This window comes from Rhodopseudomonas sp. B29 (assembly GCF_000333455.1).
Taxonomy (GTDB): Bacteria; Pseudomonadota; Alphaproteobacteria; order Rhizobiales; family Xanthobacteraceae; genus Rhodopseudomonas.
This window is the reverse complement of record NZ_BADD01000779.1, coordinates 18,418-35,931: the sequence shown is the minus strand read 5'-3', so window position 1 is coordinate 35,931 and position 17,514 is coordinate 18,418. Positions and strand designations below refer to the sequence as shown.

Annotated in this window: 16 protein-coding genes; 10 read left to right on the top strand and 6 right to left on the bottom strand. The window is 66.9% G+C overall.

What is annotated here, in order from left to right; genetic code table 11:
• The 5 genes from I5M_RS28035 to I5M_RS28015 form a co-directional block, all read left to right on the top strand.
• Positions 1 to 189, top strand: a 189-nt coding sequence (locus I5M_RS28035) for a M20/M25/M40 family metallo-hydrolase (RefSeq protein ID WP_031337866.1), incomplete at its 5' end; no start/stop codon positions are given.
• A 168-nt stretch (positions 190 to 357) separates the two neighbouring features.
• Positions 358 to 1,299 (top strand): ABC transporter permease, encoded by a 942-nt coding sequence (locus I5M_RS28030; protein ID WP_022724429.1) that lies wholly within the window; start codon positions 358 to 360, stop codon positions 1,297 to 1,299.
• Positions 1,300 to 1,309: 10 nt separating this feature from the next.
• Entirely contained in the window at positions 1,310 to 2,200 is an 891-nt protein-coding gene (locus I5M_RS28025; RefSeq protein ID WP_022724428.1) for an ABC transporter permease, read from the top strand.
• Positions 2,201 to 2,426: 226 nt separating this feature from the next.
• Positions 2,427 to 4,079 carry an ABC transporter ATP-binding protein gene (locus I5M_RS28020; protein WP_022724427.1) on the top strand — a complete coding sequence of 551 codons (1,653 nt, stop codon included), beginning with the start codon at positions 2,427 to 2,429 and terminating at the stop codon, positions 4,077 to 4,079.
• 134 nt (positions 4,080 to 4,213) lie between these two features.
• The gene (locus tag I5M_RS28015; protein WP_022724426.1) at positions 4,214 to 5,713 is read left to right on the top strand and encodes a M81 family metallopeptidase; all 1,500 of its coding nucleotides are present in this window, start codon (positions 4,214 to 4,216) and stop codon (positions 5,711 to 5,713) included.
• A 739-nt stretch (positions 5,714 to 6,452) separates the two neighbouring features.
• On the opposite strand, the gene I5M_RS28005 is transcribed toward I5M_RS28015, so the two are convergent.
• The 3 genes from I5M_RS28005 to I5M_RS27995 are packed head-to-tail and all read right to left on the bottom strand — an operon-like array spanning position 6,453 to position 8,727.
• Positions 6,453 to 7,055: a bifunctional 2-polyprenyl-6-hydroxyphenol methylase/3-demethylubiquinol 3-O-methyltransferase UbiG gene (locus I5M_RS28005; RefSeq protein ID WP_022724424.1), complete on the bottom strand. Its 603-nt coding sequence runs from the start codon at positions 7,053 to 7,055 to the stop codon at positions 6,453 to 6,455.
• Positions 7,056 to 7,063: 8 nt separating this feature from the next.
• Entirely contained in the window at positions 7,064 to 8,050 is a 987-nt protein-coding gene (gene argC, locus I5M_RS28000; protein ID WP_022724423.1) for an N-acetyl-gamma-glutamyl-phosphate reductase, read from the bottom strand.
• A gap of 11 nt (positions 8,051 to 8,061) precedes the next feature.
• Positions 8,062 to 8,727, bottom strand: a complete 666-nt coding sequence (locus I5M_RS27995) for an FMN-binding negative transcriptional regulator (protein WP_022724422.1) — start codon at positions 8,725 to 8,727, stop codon at positions 8,062 to 8,064.
• Between the two features lie 419 nt (positions 8,728 to 9,146).
• On the opposite strand from I5M_RS27995, the gene I5M_RS27990 reads away from it, so the two are divergent.
• On the top strand, positions 9,147 to 9,692 hold the full coding sequence (locus I5M_RS27990; RefSeq protein ID WP_031337863.1) for a DUF2087 domain-containing protein: 546 nt from the start codon (positions 9,147 to 9,149) through the stop codon (positions 9,690 to 9,692).
• 26 nt (positions 9,693 to 9,718) lie between these two features.
• On the top strand, positions 9,719 to 10,621 hold the full coding sequence (locus I5M_RS27985) for an alpha/beta fold hydrolase (protein ID WP_031337861.1): 903 nt from the start codon (positions 9,719 to 9,721) through the stop codon (positions 10,619 to 10,621).
• Positions 10,622 to 10,636: 15 nt separating this feature from the next.
• Here the strand turns inward: I5M_RS27985 and I5M_RS27980 are convergent, their stop codons facing one another.
• Positions 10,637 to 11,167 (bottom strand): DedA family protein, encoded by a 531-nt coding sequence (locus I5M_RS27980; protein ID WP_022724419.1) that lies wholly within the window; start codon positions 11,165 to 11,167, stop codon positions 10,637 to 10,639.
• Between the two features lie 340 nt (positions 11,168 to 11,507).
• On the opposite strand from I5M_RS27980, the gene parE reads away from it, so the two are divergent.
• The 3 genes from parE (at position 11,508) to I5M_RS27965 (ending at position 14,374) form a co-directional block, all read left to right on the top strand.
• Positions 11,508 to 13,559 (top strand): DNA topoisomerase IV subunit B, encoded by a 2,052-nt coding sequence (parE, locus tag I5M_RS27975; RefSeq protein ID WP_022724418.1) that lies wholly within the window; start codon positions 11,508 to 11,510, stop codon positions 13,557 to 13,559.
• A 91-nt stretch (positions 13,560 to 13,650) separates the two neighbouring features.
• Positions 13,651 to 14,127 (top strand): hypothetical protein, encoded by a 477-nt coding sequence (locus tag I5M_RS27970; protein WP_022724417.1) that lies wholly within the window; start codon positions 13,651 to 13,653, stop codon positions 14,125 to 14,127.
• Positions 14,128 to 14,185: 58 nt separating this feature from the next.
• Positions 14,186 to 14,374 (top strand): hypothetical protein, encoded by a 189-nt coding sequence (locus I5M_RS27965; RefSeq protein ID WP_022724416.1) that lies wholly within the window; start codon positions 14,186 to 14,188, stop codon positions 14,372 to 14,374.
• Positions 14,375 to 14,470: 96 nt separating this feature from the next.
• Here I5M_RS27965 and I5M_RS27960 read toward each other — a convergent pair whose 3' ends face one another.
• Entirely contained in the window at positions 14,471 to 15,715 is a 1,245-nt protein-coding gene (locus tag I5M_RS27960; protein WP_022724415.1) for an FAD-dependent oxidoreductase, read from the bottom strand.
• Between the two features lie 197 nt (positions 15,716 to 15,912).
• On the bottom strand, positions 15,913 to 17,385 hold the full coding sequence (locus tag I5M_RS27955) for a caspase family protein (protein WP_022724414.1): 1,473 nt from the start codon (positions 17,383 to 17,385) through the stop codon (positions 15,913 to 15,915).
• Positions 17,386 to 17,514 lie beyond the last annotated feature (129 nt).

Below are 17,514 nucleotides of genomic sequence, written 5' to 3'. Positions count from 1 at the left end.
GCGTCGCCTGCCCACGGCAGTGCGGGCGGCGGATCCGACGGCAATTTCACCGGCGCGATGGGAATCCCGACGCTCGATGGCCTCGGCGTCCGCGGTGCCGATGCGCACACGCTGAACGAGCATATCGAAGTTGACAGCCTCGCCGAACGCGGACGCCTGATGGCGGGATTGCTCGCGACGCTGGATTGATGCGCGCTGTATCTCAACTAATCGGCCATGGTTCCATGGCATGGGACTTGCTCGGTGATCTGTTGCAAATCCGCATCGATCCGCGGCACGGACCCAAGGAAATATGACGAACAGTATCACGCTTATAAATTCAACTAATCGGAAGCCTGCTTCAACGATGGAGCGTCGATGCTCGGCTACCTGATCCGCCGCATTCTTGCGGCCATTCCGGTGATGGGCGTGGTCGCGCTCGTCGTGTTCCTGCTGCTGCGGCTGACGCCCGGCGATCCGGCCGCGATCCTCGCCGGCGACAATGCCTCCCCCGAACAGCTCGCCCGCATCCGCGCTTCGCTGGGCCTCAACGAACCGCTCTACGCGCAGTTCTTCACCTGGATCGGCAAGCTGCTGCACGGCGATCTCGGCGTCTCGCTGATCTCGCAGGTGCCGGTGCTGCAGATGATCAGCCAGCGCATCGAACCGACGCTGAGCGTCGCGATCTCCACCATCATCCTGTCGATCATCGTGGCCGTGCCGCTCGGCATGATCGCGGCGTGGAAACACGGCACCTGGATTGATCGCTTCGTGATGGGGCTATCGGTGATCGGCTTCTCGGTGCCGGTGTTCGTGATCGGATATGTGCTGATTCAGGTCTTCGCTATCGATCTGCGCTGGTTTCCGGTGCAGGGCTTCCGCACCATGTCGCGCGGCTTCGGGCCGTTCTTCGAGCGGCTGGTGCTGCCGACGCTGACGCTGTCCTTCATCTACATCGCGTTGATCGCGCGCATGACCCGCGCCGCAATGCTCGACGTGCTCGGCGAGGACTATGTCCGCACTGCGCGCGCCAAGGGCATCACCGAGAGCCGAGTGCTTCTGCGCCACGCGCTACGCAACGCCGCCGTGCCGGTGATCACGGTGATCGGCACCGGATTCGCGCTGCTGATTTCCGGCGTCGTCGTCACCGAGAGCGTGTTCAATCTGCCGGGCATCGGCCGCCTCACCGTCGATGCCGTGCTGGCGCGCGACTATCCGGTGATCCAGGGCATGATCCTGCTCACCTCCGGCATCTACGTGGCCGTCAACCTGTTGATCGACGTGGCCTACACGCTGCTCGATCCGCGCATCAGGTATTAGGGGAACGACGATGGCCATCGACAGCCTCCCCGAATCCTCGATGCCGATCACTCGGCCGTTCGGCCAGAGGTTCGGCTTTCTGTACTCCAGCCCCATCATCGCGACGGCGTCGATCTGCCTGGCGCTAGTAGTCGCGTCCGCGATCTTGGCGCCGTGGCTGGCGCCGCACGACCCGCTGCAATTGGCGCCGGCGCTGCGGCTGAAGCCGGCGAGCGCCGAGTTTCCGCTCGGCACCGACGCCTATGGCCGGGACGTCCTGTCCCGCATCCTGTACGGCGGCCGCGTCTCGCTGCTGATCGGCCTCGGCGCCGCGATCGTCAGCATCGCGATCGGCTTGGTCGTCGGCCTGCTGTCGGGCTTCTTCAAATGGCTCGACGCGATCATCATGCGGTTGATGGACGGCCTGATGGCGATCCCCAGCATCCTGCTGGCGATCGCCGTGGTGTCGCTGTCGGGCGCCAGCCTGACCACCGTGCTGATCGCCATCACCATCCCGGAAATCCCGCGCGTCGCGCGGCTGGTCCGATCGGTGGTGCTGACAGCGCGTGAGGAGCCTTACGTCGAAGCCGCGATCTCGGTCGGCTCCAGCCTGCCGAAGATCATGATGCGGCATCTGCTGCCCAACACGGTCGCGCCGCTGATCGTTCAGGGCACTTACATCGCCGCGTCGGCGATCCTGACCGAAGCGATCCTGTCGTTCCTCGGCGCCGGCATCAGCCCGGAGACGCCGACCTGGGGCAACATCATGGCCGAGGGCCGCACCCTGTTCCAGATCAAGCCGTCGCTGATCTTCTGGCCCGGCGTGCTGCTGTCGATCGCGATCCTCAGCGTCAATTTGATCGGCGACGCCGCCCGCGACGCGCTCGACCCGCGGATGAAGCAGCGCGAGGGCTCGCGATGACAAACCACTCAACTCTGCGACACGCACGGCCCTCACCTCTCCCCGCTCGCGGGGAGAGGTCGGCAGGCTTCGCGCAGCGAAGGCTGTCGGGTGAGGGGGCGCCTCGCCAGAGCCGAGATTCTCTGCTGCGCGGAGACGCCCCCTCACCCCAGCCCTCTCCCCGCGCGCGGGGAGAGGGAGCACGCCGTGCTCGGCGTTCGTCATTGCGTGCAGATGCGAGGTCCACATGACCGACAACGTTCTCGAGATCGACAACCTCGTCGTGCGGCTCGGCACCAGCGGCGATGGTGACAAGGTGATCGACGGGATTTCGCTGAGCGTGCAGCCCGGCGAGACGATGTGCCTGGTCGGCGAAAGCGGCTCGGGCAAGTCGGTGACGTCGCTCGCCACCATGGGGCTACTGCCGAAGGTCGCGCTGCACGTTTCGAGCGGGCAGATCCGGCTCGCCGGCGAGAATGTCGTTGAGGCCAGCGAGCGGCGGCTGCGGCAGCTGCGCGCCAGCCAGATGGCGATGATTTTTCAGGAGCCGATGACGGCGCTCAACCCGGTGGTGCCGGTCGGCAAGCAGATCGACGAGGTGCTGCGCTTCCACACCGATCTGCCCGCTCGCGAGCGGCGGCGGCGTATCCTTGCCATGATGGAGCAGGTCCGCCTGCCCGACGTCGAGCGCATTTTCGCGTCTTATCCGCATCGCCTGTCCGGCGGCCAGCGCCAACGTATCATGATCGCGATGGCGCTGGTGCTCGAACCCAAGCTCTTGATCGCCGACGAGCCGACCACCGCGCTCGACGTCACCACCCAGAAGCAGATACTGACGCTGATCCGCGACCTGCAGCAGGCCCATGGCACCGCGGTGCTGTTCATCACCCACGACATGGGCGTGGTCGCCGAGATCGCCGACCGCGTCGCGGTGATGCGCACCGGCCGGCTGGTCGAGACCGGCGCGCTCGACACCGTGCTGCGGCAGCCGGAGATGGACTACACCCGCAAGCTTCTGTCGGCGGTGCCGAGCCTGGTGCCACGCGCGCCGCGCGAGACGAAGGCGCTCTCGGTGGTTCTCGAAGCCAACGAACTCGGCAAGGTCTATCGCGAGCGCTCCTTCATGGGCGGCCGCCGCGAAGTCGTCGCCGCGCAGGACGTGACGCTGACGCTGCACAAGGGCCGCACGCTCGGCATCGTCGGCGAGAGCGGCTCGGGCAAATCCACCGTCGCGCGCTGCATCGTGCGGCTTATCGATCCGACCTCCGGCGGCATCCGCCTCGCCGGGCGCGAGATCTCCGATCTGTCGCGCCGGCTGCTGCGGCCGCACCGCAAGAAGATCCAGATCATCTTCCAGGATCCGTATCGCTCGCTCAATCCGCGCGTCAGCGTCGGCGAGAGCATCGCCGAGGGGCCGATCAATTACGGCATGCCGCATGCGCAGGCGATGGCCAAAGCGCGGCAGCTGCTGGAGCTGGTGCATTTGCCGGCCGATGCGATCTCACGCTTCCCGCATCAGTTCTCCGGCGGCCAACGCCAGCGCATCGCCATCGCCCGCGCGCTCGCGCTCGATCCCGACGTGCTGGTCGCAGATGAAGCGGTGTCAGCACTGGACGTCTCGGTGCAGGCGCAGGTGCTGGAGTTGCTCGACGAAATCCAGACCCGGCTCGGCATCGCGCTTTTGTTCATCACCCACGATCTGCGTGTCGCCGCGCAGATCTGCGACGACGTCGCCGTGATGCAGAAGGGCCGCGTCGTCGAACAGGGCCCCGCCGCCGAAGTGCTCACCAATCCGAAGCAGGCTTACACCCGCCAACTGCTCGAAGCCGCCCCCGGCCGCAACTGGGATTTTGCGAATTTTCGGCCGGTGAGCGAAGCGCCGGCAGCGATGGTGAACTAAGCATCCACCCCTCCCCGAGTCATTCCGGGGCGCGAGCGCAGCTCGCGAACCCGGAATCTCTCTTTTCCACAACCTCTGGATTCCGGGTTCGCGCTACGCGCGCCCCGGAATGACGAACCTCAAAGAGATTACTGATGACCCGCATCGCCGTCGGCGGCTTCCTGCACGAGACCAATACCTTCGCGCCCACCAAGGCGACCTGGGAGTCGTTCGTTCACGGCGGCGGGTGGCCGGCGATGACAACAGGGGCCGACGTGCTCAAGGTGATGCGCGGCATCAATGTCGGGCTCGCCGGTTTTGTCGAAGACGCCGAGGCGCGGGGCTGGGAGCTGATCCCGACCATCGCCTGCGGCGCCAGTCCCTCGGCGCACGTCACCGAAGATGCGTTCGAGCGCGTCGTCAAAGTCATGATCGACGGCGTCAAAAACGCCGGCCCGCTCGACGCGGTGTATCTCGATTTGCACGGCGCGATGGTGACCGAGCATCTCGACGACGGCGAAGGCGAAATCCTCGCCCGCGTGCGCGAGGTGATTGGCCCCGATCTGCCGCTGGTGGTCAGCCTCGATCTGCACGCCAACGTCACGCCGCAGATGGTCGAGCACGCCGACGCGCTGATCGCCTATCGCACCTATCCGCACGTCGACATGGCCGACACCGGCCGCGCTTCGGCCAAGCACCTCGCGCTGCTGCTGAGCAGCGGGACTAAGTTCGCCAAAGCGTTTCGGCAATTGCCGTTCCTGATCCCGATCTCGTGGCAATGCACCTTCGACCAGCCAACCAAGGGCATCTACGACAAGCTAGCGTCGCTGCAGAGCGACGCCGTGCAGACGCTGTCGTTCGCGCCCGGCTTTCCGGCCGCTGACTTCCCCGACTGCGGCGCCAGCGTGTTCGCCTATGGCCGGACGCAAGCTGATGCCGACGCGGCAGCCGACAAGGTGGCGGCGCTGGTAATCGGCCATGAGAACGATTTCGACGGCCCGATCTATTCGCCCGACGACGGCGTCAAGCTGGCCATCCAGCTGGCGGAAGGCGCCAGCAAGCCGGTGATCATCGCCGACACCCAGGACAATCCCGGCGCGGGCGGCGACTCCGACACCACCGGCATGCTGCGCGCGCTGGTGCGCGCCGACGCTCAGCGCGCCGCGATCGGTGTGATCTACGATCCGGCTTCGGCGCAGGCCGCGCACGCAGCCGGCGTCGGCGCCACCGTGCGGCTCGCGCTCGGCGGCAAGTCAGGGATCGCCGGCGACGCGCCGTATGAAGAGAGCTTCGTGGTCGAGCAGCTCTCCGACGGCCGCTTCGTCGCGCCAGGCCCGTATTACGGCGGCCGCGAGATGGAGATGGGTCCCTCGGCCTGCCTGCGCATCGGCGACGTCCGCGTCGTGGTGGCGTCGCACAAGGCGCAGCTCGCCGATCAGGCGATGTATCGCTTCGTCGGCATCGAGCCGACCGAACAGGCCGTGCTGGTCGTGAAAAGCTCGGTGCATTTCCGCGCCGACTTCCAGCCGATCGCAGAGCGGCTGCTGATCTGCGCCGCGCCCGGCGCGATGCCGGCCATTCCCGCGTCGCTGCCATGGACGCGACTCCGCCCCGGCGTGCGCATCAAGCCGAACGGCGCGCCGTTCCGAGGCTAGACGACGCGGACGGCCGCGACTACGTCCCCGATACCCACGCCAGAAACAGCGCAAATCCCGCCAGCCCAACCGTGACGTGGGTGCCGAGCAGAACATTGCGCCGACCGGAGAGCGCCGCGCCAGAGCGGCAATGAAGCCGGAAAAGGCCGACACCGCGAACAGCCCGGCGGCGATCTTGCCGAACGACACGGTATCCGTCGTGGTGGCTCCGTCCGGCGTGCCGTGCAGCAGCATCACCAGCGTCTCCAATCCGCCGAAGCCAAGCAGCATATGCAACGCAACCAGCCCCTGCTTCCGCTCGCCGCGCAGATAGAGCAGCCCCAGATACAATCCAAGCGCAGACGCCGCGCCCAGGATCACCAGCACCGGTGTCGCCGTCATGCCGCCTCCTGCTTCCTGCTTCGTTCCAAGGAAATTAAGCACGACGGCCGCAGCTTCGTAAATGCGTCTCCCGACGGACTACGTCATGCCCGGCCATGACGGGAGAACGTAGACGTCGCTGTCATGGGGCTCATCCGCTGATGCGGCTCGTGCGGCCGTGGCCGCCCTCCCCACACCCGTCAGTCCGGGGCGCGAGCGCAGCTCGCGAACCCGGAATCTCGACGTTGTAGGAACGGCCGGGTGCCGAAACAAATCGGGATTCCGGGTTCGCGCGCCTGCGGCGCACGCCCCGGAATGACGATGTGAGGTGGCGTAGTGAACGACTTGAGCGGAAGCGCGTAGTCGCTAGCTCGCAGGCTCACCCCGCCGGCTTACGTGCCACCACATGGAGGAAGCTTGCGACTTCCTGATCGAAGCCCCTGCCCTCGCTGGTTTCGATCGTCAAGGACTCCCACGCGCCAGCTTCGGCGTAGCAAGCGCGCAGCCAATCTTCGGACGGGTAGTTGTAGTAACGCGCCAGCTTGTCGCGGCCCTCGGCTTCGCCGGATTTGAAGCTGGCGTAGAACAAGCCGCCCGGCTTGAGCGCGCGGTGCACGCGAGTCAGCACAGCGCCGAGTTCGTCGCGCGGCACGTGCAGCAGGCACGCATAGGCCCAGACACCGTCATACAAGGCGTCTGCATCCAGCTGATGAAACAGCATCGTCCGCGCCGGACGGCCGAGCCGGCGCGACGCTTCGGCGGCCATTTCGGGCGAGCCATCGGTCGCGTCGATGTCGAAGCCGGCCGCCAGCATTTCCGCGGCGTGGTGCCCGGCGCCGCAGCCGAGTTCGAGGATGCGGGCTCCCGGCGGCAGTTCGCCGAGAAAACGCGTCAGCGTGCCGCCGGCCGGCTTGCGCTCGGCGTAAGCGGCGGCGTTGCCGCGGTAGAACCGCAGCGTGTCGTCATCGAAGGCCTGGGTCATGCCCCGGCTTAGTCGACGCCGCCGCCGTCCGGCAAGCCCAGCATCAGTCGCATGTTCTGCACGGCCGCGCCGGACGCGCCCTTGCCGAGATTATCCAGCCGCGCCACCAGCAGCGCCTGACGATGCGTATCGCTGCCGAACACGTAGAGTTCGAGCTGATTGGTCTCGTTCAGCGCCTCCGGCTCGATCCGCCCGCCCGTGTAGGGTGCGGCGTCTCGCGGCGGCACCGAGACGTAGGTGCTGCCGTCATAGCGCTTGGCCAGCGCGTCGTAGAGATCGCCGGCCGCGGGCTTGCCCGGCAGCGTGTCGAGATGCAGCGGCACCGACACCAGCATGCCCTGCCGGAAATTGCCGACCGACGGAATGAAAATCGGCCGCCGCGTCAGACCCGAATATTTCTGCGTCTCGGGCAGATGCTTGTGGGCGAAGCCGAGGCCGTAGAGTTCGAACGCCGGCGCAGTGCCGGCCTCATACGCGGCAATCATGCTCTTGCCACCGCCAGAGTAACCGCTGACGGCGTTGATCGACACCGGATAGTCCGTCGGCAGAAGGCCGGCATCGACCAGCGGCCGCAGCAGCGCGATGCCGCCGGTCGGGTAGCAGCCCGGATTGGCGACCTTGCCGGCGTTGCGGATCTTGTCGGCCTGATCGGGCGCCAGTTCGGCGAAGCCGTATTCCCAGCCCGGCGCCACCCGAAACGCAGTCGAGGCGTCGAGCACCTTGGGAGCCCCCGCGCCCATGGCTTCGATCACCGCGACGGTTTCCTTGGCGGCGTCGTCCGGCAGGCACAGGATGACGAGGTCGACCTCCTCCATCAGAGCCTGCTTGGCGGACGGGTCCTTGCGCTTGTCCTCGGCGATGTCCTTCACCTGCACTTCGCCGCGCCGCGCCAGCCGCTCGCGGATGCCGAGGCCGGTGGTGCCGGCAGCGCCGTCGATGAACACGGCCGGTTTGGCGGTGATGGCCGTCTTGTCCGTGGTATCGGTCAGGGTCATCGTCACAGTCCTCACGCAAGTTCGCCGACGGCGGTCGGCGCTGTGTAATCCAGTTGCGGCCGCAGCGCGACCATCTCGGCGGCGATCGCCTGCGCGCCGGCATCGGCCTGCCTTGCGAGCGCGGCCGCCACCGCGACATGATCGGCGTCGGACTTGTGCTGGTTCAGCTTGAAGCTGCCCTCCACCTGATCGACCCGCATCATCACCCCGACAATCGCCTGCTTCATCGCGTTACGCCGTCCCGCCGTCATCTTCGCCATCGTCCACGCCGGCTTCGGCGCCAGCGCGGCCTCGAACTGCGCGCTGAGCTCGTTCAGCTGCGCCTCGAGCTCGCTGTCCGACATCAACGCCGCAGGGCCGGAAAGGTGCACGCTCTGATACAGCCAGGTCGGCACCTGGTCCGGCGACGCGTACCAGTCGGCCGACACATAGGCATGACCGCCCGACACCGCCATCAGCCACGGCGTGCGGCCGTCGGCATGGCGCGCCAACGGGTTGTGGCGCGCGACGTGGAACGACAGCAGCGGCGTGCCATCGCTGGAATAGCTGACCGCAAACGGCACCGGCGACGCGATCGGCGCCCGGCCGTCGTGAGCGCAGACGAGGCCGAAGCCGCGGGCTTCGGCGAACGCCAAAGATGCGGACCGGTCGGGCTTGAAGGCAGGCGGCACATACATGGCTCAGGCTCCTGTGGGACGAGGAGCCGCCGGGAAGGTCTGTGCTGCGGGGGATTTGAGAGACGATCACCTGCCGCGGACCGAACCGGCGGCAGGGGTGAACGCTAGACGAGACGCGCGTCGACCCGAGCCGCGAAAATACGGCGGCGGCGGGTGGTAGCGGTGGTCGCGGCGTTGATCATCAGCCGGGTGATAGTTGCAGCTTGGTGGTACGTCAAGGCGCAAGCGTACTGCGGCTTGCAAATCGCCGCTGCGGGTTGTATTTCGGCGCCCACTGGTCGGCAGTTCACCAAGGCGTCGCTGTCCCGCGAGGGAAGCTAAACCTGCCACGATTTCCGCACCCGGCAGACACTTGTCCCCGTGCCGCGTCGAAAGTCAGCGACCATCGACATTTGTTCGGCACGACCGAGGATAAGGTCATGACCAGAACCGTTTTTCCATTCGCCGCCCATGATGTCTCGGCGCTGGCCCGCGCGCTCAAAAGCGAACTCGCGGCGCAGGACTGCAAGCTCGGCCACGTCCAGACGCTCAACCTGCTCGCCCGCGCCGCCGGCTTCCGCAATTTCCAGCACTTCCGCGCTCAATTCGACGCCGAAGAACAGCTGCAGCGCGCGCCGGAGCCGCCGCCGGTGCTCGATCTGCAAAAGGTCGCGCGGATCGCCCGCTACTTCGACCACGCCGGCACGCTGACGCGTTGGCCGAAGAAGCAAAGCCATGGCGAACTCTGTCTGTGGGTGCTGTGGTCACGGGTGCCGGCCGGTCGCGAGTTCAGCGAAAAGCAGCTCGGCGAGCTGCTCGCCGTCCATCACGGCTTCGGTGACGCCGCGCTGCTGCGCCGCGCGCTGTGCGATTACCGGATGATGACGCGGACCCGCGACGGCCGCGTCTATCGCCGCATCGAGCAGAAGCCGCCGGCCGAGGCGGTCGCGCTGATCCGCGCCCTGGCGCCGCGGCTCGCGGCCTGACGCCAACATTTCTGCAAGAGGCAATCATGTCTGCTCCCTTGATCCGGGGCGGCGCCGAGGCGCGCGCCCCCTTCACTCCCGGCTTGATGCAAACCGCGCGCGGGCCAGTCGAACTGATCGACGTCGGCCGCGGTCCCGCCGTACTGGCGCTACACGGCGGCATGGGCGGCTGCGACCAGACCCTGCTATTGGCTCGCGCCGCACTCGGCGACGCATCGCCCTATCGGGTGCTGGCACTGTCGCGGCCGGGTTATCTCGGCACACCGATGGAAAGCGGCACCACGCCCGAGGCACAAGCCGATCTCTACGCGGCGCTGCTCGATAAGCTCGGCATCGAGACGGCGGTGGTCATCGCGGTATCCGCCGGTGGCCCGTCGGCGCTGCACTTTGCGCTGCGCCACCCGGCGCGCTGCCGCGCTGTGGTGCTGGTGTCGTGCTGCACCGGGACGCTGGCAATCCCGCCGCAGGTGCGCCAACGGTTGCCGATGATGCGCTGGATCGCCCGCCTGCCCTGGCTGGTCAGCCTGATGCGGCGGCGCGCGCTGTCCGATCCGGCCAAGGCGGCGGAGCGCTCGATCCGCGACCCGGAGCTGCGCGCCCGCACCTTGGCCGATCCGATCGCCGGGCCGATGTTGGCCGAGCTGCAGGCCAGTGTCTTCGTCCGCATGGCCGAGCGGCTGCCAGGCACGCTCGCCGACACGTCGACCTTCGAGGCCATGCCGGTGATCGACGTCGCGGCGCTGCAGCCGCCGCTGCTGGCGATCCATGGCACGGCCGATCAAGTGGTGCCGTTCGCGCACGCCGCGCGGGTGGCGCAGCAGGCCCGCCGCGGCGAGCTGATGGCGGTCGAGGGCGGCGAGCACGTCGCGCTGTTCACGCACCTGGAGGCGGTGCGATCCAGGATCAGGCAGTTCCTGTCAGCGAATTGAAAGGCGCCGGGCGGGTCACAGCGCCGCCCATAGCGCCCGCACTGCCAGCGAGATGACGTCGCCGAACAGCAGCAGCACGGCCGACCACACCAGGGCGGACACCACGTTGGCGATCTGGAACTGCCAGTACGGCATCTCGAAGATGCCGGCCGCGAGCGGCACCGAGGCGCGCAAAGGGCCGAAGAAGCGGCCGATGAAGATGCTCGGCACGCCCCATTTGCGAACGAAATCCTCGCCGCGCTCGAGCAGCCCGGGGAACTTCGACAGCGGCCAGATCGCTGCGACGCGCTCCTTGTAGCGGTAGCCGAACCAATAAGAGAGCCAGTCACCCAGCGCCGCGCCGATGCCGCCGGCGAGCCACACCGGCCAGAAGCTGATGCCCGACACGCCGATCAGCGCCCCGATCGCCACCAGCGCGCCCCACGCCGGGACCAAAAGCGAGATGAACGCCAGCGACTCGCCGAATGCCAAGACCAGCACGATCGGCGCTGCCCACCCTTGGTGGAGGCGCACGAACTCGGCAAGTGCATGAAAATGCTGTTCCATATTCCGTCTTGAGCGACCGGTCCCGGGGCACGCGCCACGGCCGGCCGCGTCACGCTGCTGTCGCATAGCATGGCGAGACCGCGCCTCGCACCGCGCTTGCGGCAAGTCCCCCAGAGGTGGGAACAGACCGGCATGGCGGCAATGCGGCACGGTGCTGCGCTTCTCATCCGAGGGTGGCGCGTCTATATGGCGGCGACCGGGGCGCAGCCCGGCCGCTTCCGCGCCTCCCGCACAGCGGCCGCCCGTCATGGCATAGTGCAGTACAGCGATTCGCGGCTTCGGCTGCGCCGGCAGCGCGTCTGCCTGGCCCGCAACCCTTTAAGGACCGACTCCAAAGATCATGGCCAAAGCATTGAAGGCGAGCTCAAAATCCAAACAGCCCGGCGACCTGTTCGGAGCCGCGCCGAAGGCCGGCGCGCCGCGGGCGGCGTCCAAGCCGGCGGGCGCGGAAGATGGATATACCGCTGCCGACATCGAGGTGCTGGAAGGGCTCGAACCGGTCCGGCGTCGCCCCGGCATGTATATCGGCGGCACCGACGAGAAGGCCCTGCATCACCTCTTCGCGGAAGTCATCGACAACTCGATGGACGAGGCGCTGGCCGGCCATGCGACCTTCATCGAGGTCGAGCTCGGCGCCGACGGCTTCCTCACCGTGTCTGATAACGGCCGCGGCATCCCCGTTGATCCGCATCCGAAATTCCCGAAGAAGTCGGCGCTCGAAGTGATCATGTGCACGCTGCACGCCGGCGGCAAATTCGACAGCAAGGTGTACGAGACCTCGGGCGGTCTGCACGGCGTCGGCGTCAGCGTCGTCAACGCGTTGTCGTCGCGTCTTGAAGTGGAAGTCGCGCGCAATCAGCAGCTGTTCCGCATGGTGTTCGAGCGCGGCCACCCCAAGGGCAAGCTCGAGAGCCTCGGCAAGATCGCCAACCGCCGCGGCACCCGCGTTCGCTTCAAGCCGGATACCGACATCTTCGGCGCCAAGGCGGCGTTCAAACCGCAGCGCCTGTTCAAGATGGCGCGGTCGAAGGCCTATCTGTTCGGCGGCGTGAAGATCCGCTGGAAGTGCGATCCCGAACTGCTCAAGGGCATCGAAGACGTCCCGGCCGAGGATGAATTCCACTTCCCGGGCGGCCTCAAGGACTTCCTCGGCGCCGCGATCCACAACGACACGCTGGTGCATCCCGACATCTTTGCCGGCAAGAGCGGCCGCAACGGCGCGCACGGCGCCTGCGAATGGGCGGTGGCCTGGACCGCGGATGCCGACGGCTTCATGTCGTCCTACACCAACACGGTGCCGACGCCGGACGGCGGCACCCACGAAGCCGGCATGCGCAGCGCCCTGCTCCGCGGCCTCAAGGATCACGCCGAGCGCGTCGGCCAGGGCAAGCGCGGCGCCTCGATCACCTCGGAAGACGTGATGGTCGGCGCCGCGGTGATGCTCAGCGTGTTCGTGCGCGAACCGGAATTCCAGGGCCAGACCAAGGACCGCCTCGCCACTGCGGAAGCGCAGAAGATCGTCGAACAGGCCATCAAGGATCCGTTCGACCACTGGCTGTCCGGCAACCCGGTGCAGGCCAACAAGCTCTTGGACTTCGTCATAGAGCGCGCCGAAGAGCGGCTGCGCCGTCGCCAGGAAAAGGAAATCTCGCGCAAGACCGCGGTCAAGAAGCTGCGGCTGCCCGGCAAGCTCGCCGACTGTACCTCGACCGCGGCCGAAGGCTCCGAGCTGTTCATCGTCGAAGGCGACTCGGCCGGCGGCAGCGCCAAGCAGGCGCGTGATCGCGCTACCCAGGCGGTTCTCCCCTTGCGCGGCAAGATCCTCAACGTCGCCTCGGCCGGCAAGGACAAGGTGGTGGCCAACGCCCAATTGTCCGACCTGATCCAGGCACTCGGCGCCGGCACCGGCGCGCAATATCGCGAAGAGGATCTGCGCTACAGCCGCATCATCATCATGACCGACGCCGACGTCGACGGCGCTCACATCGCCTCGCTGCTGATCACCTTCTTCTATCGGCAGATGCCGAAGCTGATCGACGACGGCCACCTCTATCTGGCGGTGCCGCCGCTGTATCGCCTGACCCACGGCGCCAAGACGGTCTACGCCCGCGACGACGCCCACAAGGAAGAGCTGCTCAAGAAGGAATTCAACGCCAACGCCAAGGTCGAGGTCGGCCGCTTCAAAGGCCTCGGCGAGATGATGCCTGCGCAGCTCAAGGAAACCACGATGGACCCGAGCAAGCGCACCATGCTGCGCGTCGTGCTGCTCCCCGAGGCCCGCGAAGGCACCGCCGACTCGGTCGAGCGCCTGATGGGCACCAAGGCCGAGGCGCGCTTCGCCTTCATCAGCGACAAGGCGGAGTTCGCCAGCGACGAGATGCTGGACGTGTAGTTACGGCGTTCAGACTGCATTCAGCAGCTCTCCCGCAACTTCGCCGCGCTGACCGCGTTCACAGACTGATCACGGGCTCAGGAGAGACGATATGCGGTTTGCTGCGCTCGCGCTGTTCGGGTCGCTCGCCCTGGCCGCCCCCAATCTCGCATACGCCCAACCCGCCCTCGACTGGCAGCGCTACACGATTGCCGACAGCGGCGCCCATGCAGATGTTCCGCGCGCGATCTTCAGCGAGGACGGCGGTGCGGCGCAGGAAGGCTCCGGCCGTCGCTTCACCACCGCCGACGGCCGTGCTGATCTGACGGTGCAGTCGATCCCCAACCCGAACCGCGCCCCTCCGGCGACCTTCCTGGCGTCGCGCAATCCACCCTCCGGCATCATCTATCGCCGCGTCACGCCGCGGTTTTTCGCGGTGTCGAGCGTCCGCAATGGCCGCATCTGGTACAATCGCTGCAACCGCGGTGGCGCCGCGATGCATTGCGTGCTGATCAACTACCCGGCGACCGAGAAGCGGCGCTTCGACAGCGTCGTCAGCCGCATCAGCCTGTCGCTTCGCGGCGGCTAGCCTTTGGTCCGACGCCCTCGCCCTTGCCAGCTGCGGCCAAAGCGTGCGTAATCGGCTTATGCGCACACTGTTCCTCGTCATCGGCATCATCTCGGTCCTGATGGGCCTGCTCTGGGCCGCCCAGGGCGCCGGCATCATCCAGTGGCCGGCCGAAAGCCTGATGATCAATCAGTCGAAATGGATGTGGTACGGCGCCGCAACCGCGTTCGGCGGCGTGTTGCTGATCTTCATCTCGCGGCGGTCGTAATCCGATCGGGCTCGTAGGGTGGGCTGAGCGGCAGCGAAGCCCACGCTTGAAGCGGCGCAAGCCGCGTGGGCACGGCGCTACGCGCCTTTGCCCACCCTACGGCGTTGTAATTGGCGAGCGCACATGCTCCGCCCGCACGCCTAGGCCGATCAGCATCGCCGGCAGGCGCTGGAGCGCCGGCACCGCATCGACCAGCCGCAGCAGCGCCGGCGGATCGATCTGGCCGTGCAGCGCCGGATTGATGATGCGGTTTTGCACTGCGACCTGCACGCCCTGGATAATCTTCACCGGCAGCAGCCGACGCGCCTGCACGGCGTCGAGATCGGCCGCCGTCACGCCGCGCGTCCGCAGCTTTTCCGCCAGCGCATTTGCCGTCGCCACCGCGTCGGCGATCGCCAGATTGATGCCGACGCCGCCGACCGGCGACATCGCATGCGCGGCGTCACCGATGCACAAGAGGCCCGGCCGCGACCAGTGCCGCAGCCGGTCGATGGTGACCGTGAGCAGCTTGACGTCGTCCCAGCTTTTGACGTCGGCTATGTGCTCGGCGAGCGCCGGCACGATTGCGACGATGCCGGCGCGGAACGCATCGAGTCCCCGCGCCTTCACAGCGTCGGTCTGGCCCTTGCCGATGATGTAGGCGCACTGCCAATAGTCGCCACGGTCGATGGTAACGAGAAAACCGCCGGCGACCGCATGCAGGAATGCCGGCTCGATCTGCTGCTTGGAGCGGCCGATGCGAAACCACAGCACATCGATCGGCGCCCCGATGTCTTCGACTTCGAGGCCGGCGCGAGCGCGGGTGATGGAATGCCGGCCATCGCAACCGATGACGAGATCAGCCTCGATCTCGAGCGATCCCTCGGCCGTCTTCGCCACCACGCCGGCGACGCGACCGCCGTCCTCGATCAGATCGACCGCTTCGGTCTTGCGCAGCAGTTTCAGCGACGGATAGCGCGCGCCCTGCTCGGCGAGGAAATCGAGAAAATCCCATTGCGGCATCATGGCGATGAACTTCGCCGGCACGTCGAGCTTTGAAAAATCGGCGACGTGCAGATAGCGCCCGCCGAAATCGCCGCCGATCCGCACGAGCTTCTGATGCGGCCGTTGCAGGAAAGCGTCGAGCCAGCCGAGTTCGTGCAGCACCCGCATGGTCGAGGGATGCACGGTGTCGCCACGGAAGTCGCGCAGGAAGTCGGCGTGCTTTTCGAGAACGATGGTGTCGACGCCGGCGCGGCCGAGCAGCACGCCGAGCATCATCCCGGCAGGGCCGCCGCCGACGATGCAGCAGGTCGTCGACAGCGAGCGGCGACCAGGATCGCGTTGCGGTGTGGCGTCCATGGCAGGCCTCCGGCGTCGATTGTTGTCGTTGACAACGCCGACTACGGCGCCGCGTTCGCATGATCGCACAGCGAGGTGAAGGATCAACGGCGAAGATCGCAGCATCGTAGGGCGGATAAGCCGAAGGCGTCATCCGCCAACGGCATCGCGACGAAGAGGACGGCGGATGGCGCTTCGCTTATCCGCCCTACGGACTATTACTTCCGAAACGTCTTGATCTCCGAAACGCTGCCGTCGCGATAGGTCAGCTCCACCGATACCGACTTCACGCTGCCGGGGATTTTCAAATACGGCGTCGCGTCGCTCGGGATCGCGACCGGGTCGCGCATGTCGCACGCCGGCAGCTTCAACACCTTGTCGGGTACCGCGCTGTCGATGCCGATCTTGGCTTCGCGGATGGCACAGCGATACGACATCAGGTGCGTGTAGTAGAGCAGCGGCGTGTTGTAGCCGCCGAACGCCAGCCAGCTCCCGGCCGTCATGTCGAGGATCTTGCGCTGGTCGCGGATCAGAGCTGCTTCCGGCTCGAACTTAATTGGAAATGGCCCCTGGGTCTCGCCCTGGGCGTCGACGTAGCGGATTTCGATGGTGCCGGCCGGCGCGTCCGGCGGCAGTTGGATCGACGGATTGGGCATGCGCTTGCGGGTGCGCGGGTCGAGCGCGTCGAGAAAGCCGGTTTCGCGGAATGCGCCCTCGCCCATCCGCCACGAAATGCCGAGCGCCGGGTCGAGCAGCGAGAACGACACCGTCCAGCCGCCGTTGTGACGCGAGAAGCTGGCGATCGGCGCGTTCAGCGCCTCCGCGGTCGGCGGCTTCAGCGGCGCCACCGGCGGCAGTGCCGCGACCTTCTGCGGCGGCTGCGCCGTCGCAGCATCGAGCTTCGGCGGGCCATTCAGAAACACGTCGTCGACCATCTGGTCGAAATACACCGGGACCTGTTTGTGGCCGACCGTGTCGGCCATCTCGCTCACCGCGCGGCGCGTCCGCTGCGCGACCTGCACCAGGTTTTCGCCGGGATCGAGCAACTGCTTGGCGAAGATGCGGGTGAAGACGGAATTCGGATCGAGATCGTTCTCCGACAGCCGGTCGAGCGCGGTTTGCCGCGGCCCGGCGGAGAAGATCGAGAACACGCCCTCGGGTAGCGTGGTCATCGGCGCCAGACCGCCACGTCCATTCAATGCGCGAACGCCGCGGCGTTCGAACGGATTGTTGCGGCAGGCATCGAAAACCAGGATGGCGGTCCGCGCCCCGCGGTTCTGCACCCGTTCGACGATGCGATCGGCCATGATCGAGGAATCGCGCACCAGTTCTTCCTGGCCTTCGGTGGCGGCCGGGACATCAGTCGGCAGCAAAAAGTTCTGGCCGGCGATTTCGAAGCCGTGGCCGGCGTAGAAGAAGAACGCGGTGTCGCCAGGCTCGATGGTGGCGTCGAACGCCAGCAGGCTTTCGCTGAAGCCGCTGCGCGTCTGGTTCTCCGCCGTCATCACCTGAAAGCCGAGCTTGCGCAGCGCGTCCGCCATCGTGCGGGCGTCGTTCACCGCCTTCTGCAGCTTCGGCACGTTGCGATAATCGTTGTTGCCGATCACCAGCGCGGTGCGCTTGGCGGCGAGTGCGCCTTCAGGCGACAGCACAACAATGAGAAGCGTGGTCACAGCGGTAATCGCCGCCATTGCCCGCCGCAGCGGTCTCATCCGAACATGTCCCCAAAACGATGCGCGGCCGGATCGCGCCGCCTTGCCATAGTCGGTCAGAACACGAGCGGGGTTCAACCGGTTTCGGCGGGGGTCAGGCAGGCGATC